Here is a 13,972-nt window from a genome sequence, read left to right as displayed (position 1 = left end):
TCGTGTCATGGCAAAGCAGCTGACCGTCAATCCGAATAGGATGGAGCTCTCCCGCCTCAAAAAACGTCTCGTTGTGGCGAAGCGGGGGCACAAACTGCTGAAGGACAAGCAGGATGCGCTCATCAAGGAATTTCTGAAACGAGCACGGGAAGTCAAAGATATGCGTGAACGTGCGGAAGAAGAGCTTCTGGCTTGTTACCGGAATTTCCTCTTGGCCAGAGCCCAGACACTTCCTGTCATGCTGGAACAGGCGTTGCTCATTTCCGGTTCCGTGTGCACCCTGACGCGAACGCAGCGGAACGTGATGAGTGTGCTTATACCGGAGTATACGGTGCATCAGGAAGGCAATGTTTTCAATTACGGGCTCGCCACCTCCACGGGAAGCCTTGACGTGGCATTGGAGCGTTTTTCTCGTCTCATTCCAAAATTGATCACGTTGGCCGCCGAGGAAAAGGCTCTCCAGCTCATGGCAAAGGAAATCGAACGGACGCGTCGCCGTGTCAACGCTCTGGAACATGTGTTGATTCCCTCTTTTGTGGAGACGATCCGGTTCATCACCATGAAGTTGGACGAACAGGAGAGGGCGAATCTAAGTCGCCTCATGCGAATTAAGGAGATCGTCCGGTCTCATTGACAGTGGAAGGATGAACAAAGTGCAGCACGAGGGAGGAGTACCGTCGTGAATGGAGAAGGACCGCTTTTTTCCTATGACGGCCTGTTTCCCAAGACGGAGGAGGCGGCGTTTATTGCCGCCTCCTCCGTTCTCGTGGGAGATGTTCGTGTCGGCAAGGATGCAAGCGTGTGGTTCGCTTCGGTATTACGAGGCGACATCAATTTCATTGAGGTTGGAGATTCTTCCAATGTGCAGGACGGGTGTCTCCTGCACGTCACCAGGGAATTGCCTGTCCTGGTGGGGAAGCGGGTCACTCTGGGGCATGGCGTGATCCTGCACGGTTGTCGGATCGAAGACGATTGTCTCATCGGTATGGGCGCCACAGTGCTCGACGGAGCGGTCGTCGGGGAGGGAAGCATCATTGCCGCAAGAGCACTTGTCCCCGAGGGAAGGTTTGTTCCTCCAGGATCGCTCGTCATGGGAATTCCCGGCAAGACGGTGCGATCGCTTGTGCCCGAAGAGATCCTGCATATCCGGGAACATGCCGAAACCTATGTGACGCTCGCACGAAGCTATTTGGGACGGCGATAGAGAAACGGTCCCGCAGACTCGAACCCAAGACGCCGGTATTCGAAAATCTGTTCGGTGGAGCCGACCATGAGATATCCTCCGGGACGAAGGGCGTGGAAGAATTTTTCATAGAGCTTCAGCTTTGTCTCCGGCGAGAAATAGATCACGACATTGCGACAAAGAATGATGTCCATTCCTTCTTCGAATTTGTCCTCAATGAGATTTTCTCGGACGAATTGCACGCGCTCCTTGACGGAAGGTTTGATTCTGAAGGTTTCCGCATCCACCGGAGAAAAGTGGCGCTCCAGCCACGCGGGAGGCACGCTGACGAGCTGCCGCTTATGATAAAGCCCCTCTTCCGCTTTTTTCAACGCTCCCGCGTCGATATCGGAGGCCTTGACCTTTGGAGGAATGACAAGACCACATTCGAGGGAAAGGATACCGAGAGAATAGGGTTCTTCTCCCGTTGCGGCTCCGGCGCTCCAGATGCGCAGTTTTTTGTCGTTGCGTTCGCGCAATAACGTGGGGATGATCTGGTCCTTGAGCTCCCACCATCTGTTCGGGTTTCTGAAAAATTCCGAGACGTTGATCGTCAGGTAGTCGAGGAATTCGCGGAGCTTGTCTCCGTTTTGAGAAAGTGTTTTGAAAAACATGTCATAATCGGTGATTCCCCATCGTTGCATCAGCATGTGGACACGGCGATGGATCTGGAACTTGTACGAGTCTAGATCGATGCCAGTCAGTTCTCTGACCTTCCTCTTAAAGACATCGTATTCCGGCGGAGCGGGGTACGTTTTTTCGATCACAGAGAGACCTCCTCCCGTGGAATAGGGAACAAAAAATATCCGAAATGTCGTCGTGTCTTGATGGAGTAAAAGAACCAGGTCAGTAGTGTTGTCTCGGGTTCAACACAACTACCATGAAACGGGAAAAAGAGCAATATGCGGAAGAATTCGCTTTCAATGCAGGAGCTGCTATACTACTTTCCGCGGGAGAGTATCTCAGGCAACCGCTGCTCGCCTTTCGCGAGGAGAGGAAAGTCCGGGCTCCACAGGGCAGGGCGCTGGATAACGTCCAGTGGGTGTGAACCCAAGGAAAGTGCCACAGAAACATACCGCCTTTCGAGGTAAGGGTGAAAAGGTGGGGTAAGAGCCCACCAGCCGCCAGGTGACTGGCGGGCTAGGCAAACCCCGCCCGGAGCAAGGCCGAATAGGGGAGGATGAGGCGGCCCGCTGACTCCCGGGTACGGTCGCTTGAGGCATAGCGCGAGCTATTGCCCTAGATAAATGGTTGCCCACGACAGAACCCGGCTTACGCGATGCTCTCCCGCTCATTTCTGCTTTACCACTTCACAGTGTAGTTTAAGAATCTCTTCCTGTCATGGCACAAAATAACAAGGAACACGACCGTGCACCCCTTTCCTCAGGTGACTGAGGACTGAGGAAGTGCACGGTTTTTGTTGTTTTGTCTCGTCAGACTCCTATTGAAGTGTTCTTTTTGAGTCGTTCGTCGCAGAATTTTTCAGGAAAAATAGTTCCTGAGACTCATTCCTCCTGCGCAAAGCATGGTAGAGTGGGTCGTAGTGGAGTAGAATGGTATAAATTGGGAGGAATTCCCATGTTTGTGGGGATGTATGAGCATCGCCTTGACGAGAAAGGCCGTATCGTTCTCCCTTCCAGGTTTCGCCAGGGATTGGGGCGTGATGTCGTTGCCAGTGCCGGCATGCAGCGTTGCGTTGCCATCTATCCTCAGACAGGTTGGGAATCCCTTCTCGAAAAATTAGAAGCCTTGCCTCTCCCAAGAGCACAACTCAAGGATTTCATGCGGGTTCTCTTTGCAACGGCCAACGAAATCCAACTTGACGGTGCGGGGCGAATGCTCCTTTCTCCATTTCTTCGTGAACATGCTGCGTTGAATCAAGAGCTTTGCATCATCGGCAACGGTGATCATGTGGAAATATGGGATCGTGAACGTTGGATGCGCCATCAGGAAAAAGTTCTGGCTGAAGATTTCTCCGCCATTGCCAGAGAGCTTGGAGGGCTCTGATGCATCACACCCCGGTGCTTCTTGGAAAAGTTATGGAAATATTGGAAGAGTGCGCCTGTTACGGAAATGTTGTGGATGCGACTCTTGGGCTCGGAGGACATGCGGAACGAATTCTTTCTTCCCGAAAAGAGGTTCGCCTGCTCGGTATCGATCGGGATGAAGAGGCGTTGCAATTTGCCAAGGAAAGGCTGGCGTCTTTTGGAGAGCGATTTGTCGCTGTCCAGGGTAATTTCCGAAATTTGGAGACCCTGGTCTGTGATCAGGGCTTTTCTCCGGCAAAGGCAATCCTTTTTGACCTTGGAGTGTCAAATTTCCAACTTTCGGAACCTCGGCGTGGCTTTTCGTTTCAGAACGAGGGGCCTCTCGATATGCGAATGGGACCTGATGCGTCATTGACTGCTGAAGCAGTCTTGAATACGGCATCTTGCGGCGAGTTGACGCGCATTTTTCGCGATTATGGAGAAGAACGACATGCTTACCTCATGGCAAAGCTCATCTGTGCCGAAAGGGAGCGAAGCGGGGGACTGCACACCACGACGGATGTTGTGGAGGTGCTTCGAAGAGGTTTGCCCGCGCCAATGCAGCGAAAAATGGGTGGGCATCCTGCTCGGAAGCTTTTTCAAGCGCTTCGGATCCATGTCAACGACGAGTTAGGAGCTTTGAATGCAGCTTTGGAGCAGTGTTCCCGCATCGTGAGTGGGGGATCTGTCGTCGTTTTTGTGAGCTATCACTCCCTTGAGGATCGTCTCGTCAAACAGGCTTTTCGCAAGTGGGAGACTGAGGGCTTAGGGAAGAGATGGAATCGAAAGCTTCTTGTTGCCGATGATGAGGAAATCGATGCGAACTACAAGGCAAGGAGTGCCAAACTAAGAGGGTTTATCTTTTCCGCGTAGAGGAGGGTGAGGCATGGCAGTTTCCAGTCGAATCGGAGGCAACGTTCGTGTTGCGCCGTTTTGCGCAATTGCCTGTGTCATCCTTGGTATTTTCTTCCTTGGATTAGGTGGCCTGCGTCTCTATAGCCTGAGTCTCGAAAATCATCTGTCTCAGCTTTCCCAGAGAACGGAAAAAGCTTCAGAAGAGCTTGCCTATCTTCAAATGCAACTGGCCTCACTCGTCTCCCCTCAGAAAATCTACGGAACCGCTCGATCAACGCTCGGAATGGTTCCGCCTTCCTATCTTGTTTTTGTTCGGATTCCTTCTGGTCTATCCTCAGGTTCGGAACGACAACCTCTTGTTGCTTTCGAGGGAGAGCGACATGCCCAAAAGAGTGGTTTTCTTTGGGGAACGCCTGCAAATGCTCGTGAATGACATCTGGTTCATGGGGTGACGTGCGGTTGTTCAGAGCGTTGCGGAATCCGTGGCTTTGGATTGTATCAGCTCTTTTCTTTCTCGCCGGGCGTACCGTAGAGATTCAGTTGTTTCCGGACCCCCGGGTTGTGGCGCAGGCGAAAAAACAGTACTGGGCGCAAGTGACGGTGAGCACAAGTAGAGGTACCATCTTTGACCGAAATGGTATTCCACTGGCGATTTCCATTCCAAGCATCAGCTTCTTCGTTGACCCTCAGGAATGGAAAGCCGAATCGGCGCAGCAGTTGAAAGGAAAATTCGAGGAAAGCACGATACGGAAACTTTCGGGGGCTCTCCGAGGGCGGTTTCATTGGGTGGCGCGAAAAATCGACGGAGAACGTGGCGAAGAACTGAAAAAACTCAAATTGGAAGGTCTTTTCACCATGAAAGAGCAGAAAAGAGTCTATCCGCACGGTTCTTCTCTGTCTCATATTCTGGGGTATTGCGATATCGACGACAATGGGCTTTCCGGCATTGAGCGAGCGTGGAACAGTGTCCTTTTTTCTCCACCCCAGGTGCGGATCGTCGTGAGAACTGCGGGAGGAGAAACGCTGGATCTCCTGTCGCCTCTTGCAGAAATTACCGCTCCAAGGGCAGGCAAAGTCATTCTCACTGTAGATGCGCGAATCCAACATATAATGGAGGAAATTGTCGAAAAGGCGGCAGTGAGAGAGAACGTCTCCTGGGCGGCGGCGGTCTGTCTCGATCCCAACTCCGGTGCTGTCAAAGGTATGGTGAGTTGGCCTTCTTTCGACGCCAACAAGAGGGAAACACTTGAGGTTGCCGAGGCGAAACGGAACAATGTCATTGGTCGCGTCTACGAACCAGGGTCGACACTCAAACCCGTTATAATGGGGATTGCCCTTGAGCATGGTTACGTCTCCAAAGGGGAAATCTTTCACAATTGTCCTGGCAGGATCAAAGTAGCGGATACAACTATTCGCGAAGTTCAGGGAAGAGCCCACGGTACACAAACGCTCACGGATGTTCTTGTCAATTCGAGCAATGTCGGCATGGCTATGATCGGGATGCGTTTCCGCACGCAGCAGATGTACGAGACCCTTACACAGTGGGGTTTTGGAAGACGGACCAACATTGAACTTCCGGGAGAAGAAGAAGGGCTCGTATACACCCCTGAACGCTGGTACGGGGCGATTCCGTCCAATATAGCCATCGGCCAGGGAATCGCTGTCACTCCGCTTCAGCTGGCTACCGCCATCAGTGCTATCGTCAATGGAGGAACACTGCTTCAGCCCTACCTCGTGCAAGAGGCGTCTGATGGATCGGGGAAAAAAATCTATGAAGGACGGAGAACCCCCAGGGGGCAGGTGTTAAGCGAAGAAACGGCTGCGTGGTTACGAAATGCCATGCGAGAAGTCATTCTTCGCGGGACTGGAAAACGGGCGAACGTGCAAGGTGTTTCCGTCTCCGGAAAGACGGGTACTGCCCAAATTGCAGAAAAAGGCAAGTACCTGGAACATCGATATGTGGCCTCTTTCGTCGGTTTCTGGCCCTCGGATAAACCGGAGAACGTCTTGTTGGTCATTTTGGGAGAACCCAAAGCCGGAAAGGACATGGGCGGGCTTATTGCAGCCCCGCTCTTCAAAGAAATCGTTGAGGCGATGCTTCTTCTGGATGCTGAGATGGTAACTCCGATCACTGAAAATCGATGAGCACGTACTGTCAATGCAGGAAGAGTGTATTGCACAACAAAAACAAGGGGTATGTTTCAAGGAAACCCTGATCAAGTAGGAATCGCCCTCTCTCGATTTTCGATTGCATCGCGTTTTTCCGAGATCGGCACGGCATTTTTCAGAGGCTCCTCAAAGATGAGAGAACGTGGGAGGATGGTGTCGTGAAATACTCTTTGTTGTGTCGAGAACTTGAGAGCAAAGGGATACGCATTCGTACCCTGCATGGGGAGCAGGACCCTTCTTTGGAGAATGTCGTGGCCGACCACAGGCAGGTTTCTCCGGGCTCCCTCTTCTGCTGCATCCGAGGGAAAAAACATGATGGTCGGGATTTCGCAGAATTGGCCGCAGCCGCAGGGGCTGCGGCTTTCCTGTGTGAAGAGCCTCTCTCGTTGCCATTCCCCCAGATTCTTGTGTCGGATATTCGCAAGTCGCTTGGGTACGTTGCTGCCGCACTGGAAGGCTACCCAGCGGAAAAACTGCGCATGTTTGCGGTTACGGGTACGAATGGAAAAACCTCTTCCACATATCTTTTACGCTCAATTTTTCAAGCAGCGGGGGAGACCTGTGGTCTCCTGGGAACAATCACCTACAATGACGGCATGGTGGATGAGTATGCAGAGCGGACTACACCTGAGGCGAGCGATATTCAACACTGGTTGGCGCGTATGGTGAGGAACAGGTGCTCCATTTGTGTTCTTGAAGCGTCCTCTCATGGTTTAATGCTCGGTAGACTCCGTGGCTGTCTCTTTGAAGGTGCACTTTTTACAAATCTCACATCGGAACATTTAGATTTTCATGGAACAATGGAGGATTATTTCGAGGCAAAAACGCTGCTTTTCGATGAATATACCTTGAAAGGCTGGAAAGGCGCAGTGAATGTAGATGACGCCTATGGAAGACGCCTCCTGTCGAAATACGGGAACTCCTTGTTGGGATTTGGCTGTACACCTGGAAATGGTGTCGCCGTGTACGGAAGCGACATTTCCTCGACGCTCGAAGGAGTGTCCGGTAAACTTCATTTTCCTGGCAAATCCCCAATTGCCTTCTCCGTTCCCCTTGCAGGGAAATTCAGCCTTGCAAATGCCTTGGGTGCGGCGGCCCTGGCTTATGCGGTAGGTATTGATCCGGAGATGATTCTTGTCGGTCTGCGGAATGTTCCTCAGATTCCGGGGCGGATGGAGCGGTTTCGAACGCACAGCGGGTTCGCGTGTATCATTGATTACGCCCACAGTCCGGATGCGATGGAGAAAGTGCTTTGTGCACTTCGAGAGATCTGTTCCGGACGTATTATTGTGGTGTTCGGATCAGGTGGGGAACGCTACGCAGAAAATCGACCCCTCATAGGGAAAATAATGGCCGAGTTGGCAGATCGCATTGTTGTTACCATGGACAATCCAAGAAACGAGGATCCCGCAGCGATAGCGCAACAGAATTTGGAGGGAATACGCGAAGCCGGTGGTGAAGAACGAGCCCTCGTTATTCTCGAACGAGAAGAGGCAGTTCGCACCGCTTTGGATGCGGCAGGTCCGGGTGACATCGTTCTTCTTGCAGGAAAGGGACCGGAGCGCTACATTCTTCGGGAAAACCGAAGAATTCCCTACAGCGACAAGGATGCTTTTTTACGTTGGGCGAAAGATAGGAGTATTTCATGGGAATGACGCAGGCATCGTTCTGGAAGCGCAGCGAGGCGGCGGTGGCGACGAAAGGTTTCCTGACAGGGCCGGATGGTGTGATGCCATCGATGTTTCGGACCGACAGCAGGGAGGTGCAGCCAGGCGAGGGATTTGCCGCGATTCCCGGTGCCTCTGTGGATGGTCATCGCTTCGTCTCGGACGCTCTTTCGAGGGGTGCGACATTCTTCGTTCTGCAAAGCGACAGAAGGGATTTATTCTCCGTGGATTCTTTTGGCAACGAGAACGCTGTCCTTTGGGTGGAAAATACAGAAAAAGCCCTGGAGGACATGGCACTTGCCTATCTCGCACGTTTCGTACCTCGCCGGCGCATTGCTGTGACCGGAAGTGTAGGAAAAACCACTACCAAGGAGCTTGTGCGTAACGTCCTTTCTCCCGCTCTACGTGTCCATCCCGCTGCCAAGAGTCACAACACCCGGATAGGATGCGCGCTCACCGTGCTTTCCATGCCCGTTTCCACGGAAGTTCTCCTTTTGGAGATGGGTGCAAATGCTCCGGGAGAAATACGTGAGCTTACCGAAACCTATGAGCCCGATACAGCAGTGATTACCGAAATCTCTCCGGCGCACCTTGAAGGATTCGGTTCCATTGAGGGAGTTCTCGGTGCAAAATGGGAGATTACCTGTTCGCAGCAGCTTCGCGTCTTGTCCTATAATTATGATAATGATCTCCTGAGGAGGCGTGTGGAAACCGCTGGCCGACCTTGGCGACTGTTTCCCATAGGGTATCAGGTTCCCTCGGGGCAGGGAGTGCGTATTCTTCATGCGGAATCACGCTTTGACGGTATGCTTCCGCAATTGTCCGTTCGTTACGATGTTTTTGGAAAAGTTCTCGACTGTTCCGTGCCTCTTTTCGGCATCCAGCATGCCTATACTGCTGCCTTTGGATTCGCTCTGGGTGTTGCGTTCGAACAACCTTTGGAAGAGCTTGTCCGAAGGATCGGTACAATGACACCGCCGCAAGGCCGGGGAGTCATCCTCTTTCGAGAGGGGGGCGGATTGCTCGTCGATGAGGCCTACAACGCGAACCCAGCTTCTCTTTCGGTTGCGTTGGACAACCTTTTTGCAATAAGGAAGAAGGGAGAGGAGCGCGTCGTAGCCATCCTCGGAGGCATGCGTGAATTGGGTAGGGAGAGTCCGATTTGGCATGAGCGTCTCCTTGAAAAAGCGCTTCGTTGTGACGTTGTTCTTCTCGTGGGTAAGGAGTGGGAAGACGTCCATGTTGATGGAGAGCGCGGTTTCCGGAGTAATCACGTTTTCCGCGTTGCCAATGCCGAAGAGGCTCTTGCCGTGGTAGAATCCTTGCTTGCGCCGGAGGACATTCTCCTTGTCAAGGGATCCCGGCATTACGAACTGGAAAAGGTGGTGCGGGGATTGACCCGGAGGACATGACGATAACGGCGATTGCTGTTGGCGTTTGTTTGCTTGTGTTGAATGTGGTCATGCAGGAATGGTGGTTGAAAAAACAAAAAACGTTACGAATAGAACAATTCCTTAAATTGTACGGACCTCAAGGGCACCTTGAGCGTAAGGGTGGAACGCCCACAATGGGAGGCGTTGTTTTTCTCGGCGTGGCGATTGTAGGATGTTTCCTTGCTTTTTGCTTCCTCTCTTCGGAGAGGCGGCTTCTTGTCGAGATCTGGAGCCTTCCCTTCGCCGCCGGACTTGTGGGATTTGTTGATGATTGGCTCAAGTTTTCGCATCGCTCCAGTGAAGGCCTCTCAAGTCGTGGAAAGTTTTTTGCACAGATCGCAGTATGCTTACCGTGGTCATTGTTTGTTGCGGCGCAGAATTTGGAATTTTTTCCAGGTTTTCGTCCGGAATTTTTACTTGCCGCGATGCTCTTGACGTTCGCATCTGTCGGTTTTCTCAATGCTTTTAATGTCACCGATGGGTTGGATGGACTCGCCGCTGGCGCAGCGGTCATCTCTTTTACGGGACTTCTTACATTGGGTGATGTGGAGAAGGCCGTTTCCTGGGCGGGGATGACTGGTTTGGTTACCGCTTTGGGGTTTCTCTGGCACAATGCACATCCGGCGAAAATCTTCATGGGGGATGTGGGAGCTCATTTCTTTGGCGGATTGCTCATGAGCACGGCTATTTTCTCGGGTACTCCCATTCTTGTTGTTTCACTGTCGTTTCTCTTTTTGGTCGAGATCATCTCGGTGATTCTGCAAATACTAGCGATCAGGGGTTTCCGGAGGCGGATTTTTCTCATGAGTCCATTACACCATCACTTTGAACTAGTGGGTTGGAGTGAGACACAAATCGTAGCTCGTTTCTGGATTGTTCATGCGTGTGGTATGCTTGCAACGTTTGTGTTGTTGAAATTCTTCTTTTTTTGATGACTTTTTGATGAAAATGGAGTGGCAAGGAGACGGTGGCGGTGTTGGAAAGGTTTGCAGGCAAAAGGATAACGGTTTTGGGAGCGGGCGTCAGCGGGGTGTCGTTGGCGTGTTTTGCCCGACGAAAAGGAGCACAGGTGTTCGTTACGGAGCAGAAAACACTCTCGGAGTCGACAAAAGCTCTCTTCTTCCGCGAGGGAATATCGTGGGAAGAGGGACATTCCGAACGAGCCTGTGCTTGTGACGAATTACTTCTCAGCTCGGGTGTTTCGCCAAAAGCACCTTTGGTGGAGCATGCGCTTTCATTGAATATAAGGGTGACTGGAGAGCTTGATGCGGTGGCTCCTTTTCTTCGGGGGCGTCTTGTCGCTATCACAGGGAGCAACGGAAAGAGTACTACGGTATCCCTTTTGGGACATCTCCTTCGGGGTGTGGGCCGAAATGTTGTTGTGGCGGGCAATATCGGCCTTCCCCTTGGTGATATCGCGGATGTCGAGTACGACGATGTCGTCATGGAATTGAGCAGTTTTCAACTTCACTGGACAAAAAATATCGCTGTTCATCTTGGTATCATTACGAATCTTGATCCGGACCATTTGGATTGGCACGGTTCCTTTGAAAAGTATGTGCAAGCGAAGTTCCGCCTTTTCGATCTCCTCACCGACGGTGGAGCTTTAATCGGGCAGGAGCGGGAACGGGTTCTCTACAGGACTCACGAGAGGATGCCGACAGTGCCCTTCGCCTGGGAGGATTCGAAGGAACTCGAACGAGTGGTCTTTTTCGAGAAGGAGTCCTGTTTTTTGCGCCAGGGTGACGAGAGAATGTTTCTTTTTGATCGGCGAATAGTGCCTATTCCAGGAAAACACAATGCGGAAAATGCCGCCATGGCCATGGCAGCGGCAGTTCTCTTGGGGGAGTGTCCCGAGTGCTTGACGGAAGGGTTGAAGACATTTCGCTCTTTGCCGCATCGATGCGAAATTATTGCAACCATTGATGGTGTTGAATACGTGGATGACTCCAAGGGAACAAATGTGGCTGCTACAGTTACTGCTCTGACTTCGCTCGAAAAACCGAAAATCGTCATTTTAGGCGGGCAGGGTAAAGGAGAATCGTATGGCGGACTTGCCGAGGCGGTACGAGACCATGCCGAACGAGCAGTGGTGATGGGTAGCGAAAGGGAACATATCTGCCGTGCACTTGACGAGGTGGGGTATGACAAATATGAGCGGGCGGCTGATATGGAAGCGGCCCTGATGATTTCGAGGTCCCTCGCCAGACCGGGAATGATGGTTCTCCTCTCTCCCGCTTGCACGAGTTGGGATGCGTATAGCAACTACAAAGAACGGGGAGAGCATTTTCGTCGTATAGTTCAAGGTTTTCAGGCCCGGACGTGACGAAGATGGATACTCAAGTGTTCTCGGCCCAACAGAATGAGGGTGTCATCGAAAAGCTCCGCGAGCCTCTCCTATGGCTTATTCCGATGCTTCTCTGCGGTATCGGGATCGTGATGATCGCGTCCTCGTCCAGCGGAGCTGCCATTGATGTTTACGGAAGCCCCTATGCTCTCGGAGCCAAACAGGTTGTTTGGCTTTTCATCGCTTTGGGTGCCATGGTCTGTGGATATGCCATTCCTATAGGATTCTGGTACAGAACGAGCGGACTATTGTGGATATTGGCGCTCGTGTTGGCTCTTCTCACGCTTTTTACGCCTTTCGGCGCGACTGTCGGTGGAGCTCGGAGATGGTTTCGGCTCGGGTCATTGCCCATTCAGACATCGGAACTTCTCGCCTTTACTCTTGTGATTCACGTGGCGAAAAAAATTACAGGAGAGGGACAGGAGCGAAGCGAAGCTTTTCGACGCTGCATGGGAGTGGTTCTCCTCACTCTTCCCTTGGTGCTTCTGCAGCCTGATATGGGAGGAACTCTTCTCTTACTCGTGCTGGCCATGGGACTTTTCGTTGAGGCTTGGGGTTGGCTTTATCCTCTTTGTACGGGTGCTCTGTCCCTCTTGGCTGTTGCTCCTCTCATCCTTTTCAAGGAGTATCGAATGCGACGCATTCTTGCACTTGTCGATCCCTGGTCAGATCCTTTAAACACAGGGTTTCAAGTCATTCAGGGATTGATTGCCTTTGCCAACGGAAACTTGTGGGGTTTGGGGGTCGGGCATGGCCTTCAGAAACTGCAGTATCTTCCGGCGGCACATACAGATTTTATTTTTGCTGCCATAGGCGAAGAACTGGGACTGTTCGGAACGCTTTTTGTCCTCTTTCTGTTCTTTTTATGGATTTGGAGAGCGTGGTCAGTGTACATTCTCTTTCCGCGGGGCTTTGAACGCTCATTGTTGTGGGGAATGGTGCTTTCCATTGTGCTCCCTCTTCTCATCAATGTAGGTGGTGTTACCAAGGTTATCCCGTTGACAGGGATACCACTTCCCTTTGTCAGCTACGGAGGAAGTGCCTTGGTAATGGCCTGGATGCGGACGGGCATTATCTTGCGTCTGGCCAGGGAGAGCCGGTCGTGACACAGCACGTGAAAGAGCGCATGCCTTTTCTTCTCGTCTCTGGAGGAACCGGGGGACACCTCTGGCCCGCGATTGCCTTTGGGGAGTGGATGGAAAGAAAGTGCAAAGGACACCAGCCGGTATTTCTTTCCGGACAACGGCAATTGGAGCGAGAGATTTTTCAAGCGTGCGGCGTCCCCTATCTCTCTCTAAATATGGTTGGTTCACCGCTGGATTTCTCTGCAACCAATCTCCTTCAAAGATGGTATGCTTTGGGAGGAGCGATAAAAACATCCATAAAATTGCTCAAGGAGCGTCATTTCGGCGCGGTGTTGCTTTTTGGTGGATATGTGAGTTTTCCCATGCTCCTCGCATCTCTTCTGTGTCGTGTCCCTGTGGCAATTCATGAACAGAACGCCTATGCGGGAAAAGTCACTCGCCTGGCGGCTTTTTTTCGGGTTCCCGTGCTGAGTGGATGGTCTTCGTGTTCTCCGTTGTCGAGAGATTTTTTTACGCATGTCGGCATTCCGGTGCGGCGGTTTCGGCATTTGCAAAATTCCGAGGCATGGAATACACTTGTGCGCGGTGTGGTTTTTCGGGAGGGACCGACGATCCTCATTTTTGGAGGATCGCTGGGAAGCCGGAAATTGGAGCAGGTGGTGCGAGATATAGCACAGTTGCCCCTTTTTCGCGAATGGACATTCCTTTTCGTCACGAAAGGCGAAAACTTGCCACGGGTGGCTGAAAACTGTGTTTTTGTTTCTCAGCGCTGGGATCCGTCGCCATTTTACTCGCTTGCTACTGTCGCCGTTGTTCGAGGAGGCGCTTCCACGTTAGCGGAAATGAAAGATCAGCATATTCCCTGTGTGGTCGTTCCTTGGGAACATGCGAGTGATGCGCATCAATTGTGGAATGCTCGAGCCTTTGTGGATGCCGGTGGAGGGGTGCTCTGGCGAGAAAATGAATCCATGGCTGCCCTTGTCGCGGCACTTCTTCACGTAGTGAAAATGGTGCACGATCGAACCAGAAGCTTCAATGATACGACTTCATCCGAATCAGAGACAATTTGTGAACATCTTTACGAAAAAGTGATCGCGTTGACCATGAAGGGAGATGTCCCGAATGGAAGGACAAGGACTCATGCTCAAGAGCCTTCATAACGTGCAC

General features: G+C 52.0%; 13 protein-coding genes and 1 other RNA gene. 13 read left to right on the top strand and 1 reads right to left on the bottom strand.

Going from position 1 to position 13,972, the window contains the following annotated elements; genetic code table 11:
• Nucleotides 1-7: 7 nt before the first annotated feature.
• Together K349_RS0114730 and K349_RS0114725 are read left to right on the top strand one after the other, a co-directional pair.
• Complete coding sequence (locus K349_RS0114730; RefSeq protein WP_029166523.1) at nucleotides 8-634, top strand: V-type ATP synthase subunit D; 627 nt, start codon at nucleotides 8-10, stop codon at nucleotides 632-634.
• 45 nt (nucleotides 635-679) lie between these two features.
• Nucleotides 680-1,204, top strand: coding sequence for a gamma carbonic anhydrase family protein (locus K349_RS0114725; protein ID WP_029166522.1), 525 nt, complete (start codon nucleotides 680-682; stop codon nucleotides 1,202-1,204).
• Here the strand turns inward: K349_RS0114725 and K349_RS0114720 are convergent.
• On the bottom strand, nucleotides 1,186-1,989 hold the full coding sequence (locus K349_RS0114720) for a CheR family methyltransferase (protein ID WP_029166521.1): 804 nt from the start codon (nucleotides 1,987-1,989) through the stop codon (nucleotides 1,186-1,188). The two genes, K349_RS0114725 and K349_RS0114720, sit on opposite strands and share 19 nt — an antisense overlap.
• A 187-nt stretch (nucleotides 1,990-2,176) precedes the next feature.
• Between K349_RS0114720 and rnpB the strand changes: the two genes are divergently transcribed.
• The 11 genes from rnpB to K349_RS0114665 all read left to right on the top strand — a co-directional run bounded on the left by rnpB (nucleotide 2,177) and on the right by K349_RS0114665 (nucleotide 13,965).
• Nucleotides 2,177-2,512, top strand: an RNA gene (gene rnpB, locus K349_RS18320) — RNase P RNA component class A.
• A 288-nt stretch (nucleotides 2,513-2,800) separates the two neighbouring features.
• On the top strand, nucleotides 2,801-3,229 hold the full coding sequence (gene mraZ / locus K349_RS0114715) for a division/cell wall cluster transcriptional repressor MraZ (protein ID WP_029166520.1): 429 nt from the start codon (nucleotides 2,801-2,803) through the stop codon (nucleotides 3,227-3,229).
• The gene (gene rsmH, locus K349_RS0114710; protein WP_034265799.1) at nucleotides 3,229-4,122 is read left to right on the top strand and encodes a 16S rRNA (cytosine(1402)-N(4))-methyltransferase RsmH; all 894 of its coding nucleotides are present in this window, start codon (nucleotides 3,229-3,231) and stop codon (nucleotides 4,120-4,122) included. Before mraZ ends, rsmH begins: the two co-directional genes overlap by 1 nt.
• Before the next feature lie 13 nt (nucleotides 4,123-4,135).
• A complete protein-coding gene (locus tag K349_RS19240; RefSeq protein ID WP_157367409.1) occupies nucleotides 4,136-4,537 on the top strand; it encodes a hypothetical protein in 402 nt (133 codons plus the stop codon).
• 128 nt (nucleotides 4,538-4,665) lie between these two features.
• On the top strand, nucleotides 4,666-6,249 hold the full coding sequence (locus K349_RS0114700) for a peptidoglycan D,D-transpeptidase FtsI family protein (RefSeq protein ID WP_245588069.1): 1,584 nt from the start codon (nucleotides 4,666-4,668) through the stop codon (nucleotides 6,247-6,249).
• A gap of 182 nt (nucleotides 6,250-6,431) precedes the next feature.
• Entirely contained in the window at nucleotides 6,432-7,928 is a 1,497-nt protein-coding gene (locus K349_RS18895; RefSeq protein WP_029166516.1) for a UDP-N-acetylmuramoyl-L-alanyl-D-glutamate--2,6-diaminopimelate ligase, read from the top strand.
• Nucleotides 7,925-9,352 (top strand): UDP-N-acetylmuramoyl-tripeptide--D-alanyl-D-alanine ligase, encoded by a 1,428-nt coding sequence (locus K349_RS17405; RefSeq protein ID WP_034265793.1) that lies wholly within the window; start codon nucleotides 7,925-7,927, stop codon nucleotides 9,350-9,352. Before K349_RS18895 ends, K349_RS17405 begins: the two co-directional genes overlap by 4 nt.
• On the top strand, nucleotides 9,349-10,305 hold the full coding sequence (mraY, locus tag K349_RS0114680) for a phospho-N-acetylmuramoyl-pentapeptide-transferase (RefSeq protein WP_051464399.1): 957 nt from the start codon (nucleotides 9,349-9,351) through the stop codon (nucleotides 10,303-10,305). Before K349_RS17405 ends, mraY begins: the two co-directional genes overlap by 4 nt.
• Before the next feature lie 35 nt (nucleotides 10,306-10,340).
• The gene (gene murD, locus K349_RS0114675) at nucleotides 10,341-11,699 is read left to right on the top strand and encodes a UDP-N-acetylmuramoyl-L-alanine--D-glutamate ligase (protein ID WP_084460423.1); all 1,359 of its coding nucleotides are present in this window, start codon (nucleotides 10,341-10,343) and stop codon (nucleotides 11,697-11,699) included.
• Between the two features lie 5 nt (nucleotides 11,700-11,704).
• Nucleotides 11,705-12,826 (top strand): FtsW/RodA/SpoVE family cell cycle protein, encoded by a 1,122-nt coding sequence (locus K349_RS0114670; RefSeq protein ID WP_029166511.1) that lies wholly within the window; start codon nucleotides 11,705-11,707, stop codon nucleotides 12,824-12,826.
• Entirely contained in the window at nucleotides 12,823-13,965 is a 1,143-nt protein-coding gene (locus K349_RS0114665) for a UDP-N-acetylglucosamine--N-acetylmuramyl-(pentapeptide) pyrophosphoryl-undecaprenol N-acetylglucosamine transferase (RefSeq protein ID WP_029166510.1), read from the top strand. The genes K349_RS0114670 and K349_RS0114665 overlap by 4 nt, the downstream gene beginning before the upstream one ends.
• The last annotated feature ends 7 nt before the right edge of the window (nucleotides 13,966-13,972 follow it).

Source organism: Aminiphilus circumscriptus DSM 16581, from assembly GCF_000526375.1.
GTDB lineage: Bacteria > Synergistota > Synergistia > Synergistales > Aminiphilaceae > Aminiphilus > Aminiphilus circumscriptus.
Note: the sequence above shows the minus strand (reverse complement) of the source record. Positions and strands in the feature narration are given on the sequence as shown.